This is a genomic window from Staphylococcus pseudoxylosus (genome assembly GCF_003697915.1).
GTDB lineage: Bacteria > Bacillota > Bacilli > Staphylococcales > Staphylococcaceae > Staphylococcus > Staphylococcus pseudoxylosus.
The window spans coordinates 1-213 of sequence record NZ_RCVN01000116.1 but is presented as its reverse complement, the minus strand read 5'-3'; the positions used below and the strand labels follow the sequence as shown (position 1 = coordinate 213).

1 pseudogene is annotated in these 213 nt (G+C 42.7%); it reads right to left on the bottom strand.

Annotated elements, in window-relative coordinates:
* Positions 1 to 213: pseudogene (locus tag D9V42_RS15040) on the bottom strand (CHAP domain-containing protein); the annotation flags it as partial.

The window sequence follows — 213 nt, the reverse complement described above, 5'->3', positions numbered from 1 at the left end:
GTCTTACTTTAATCGTTGTGTTAGCTGTAAAACGTCCTGACCAATTCCATGTAATTTTTTCTGCTGCTTTAAAGTTAGGACGCACAAAGTACATATTCGGGTCATATGGATGTACACGTTGTGCGACTGTTTCCCAACCTGTACCGCCTTGTTCTGGCCCTTCTGTCCAACCGCCACCTAACCAGTTTTGTTCGACAATCGTTAGTTGATTTA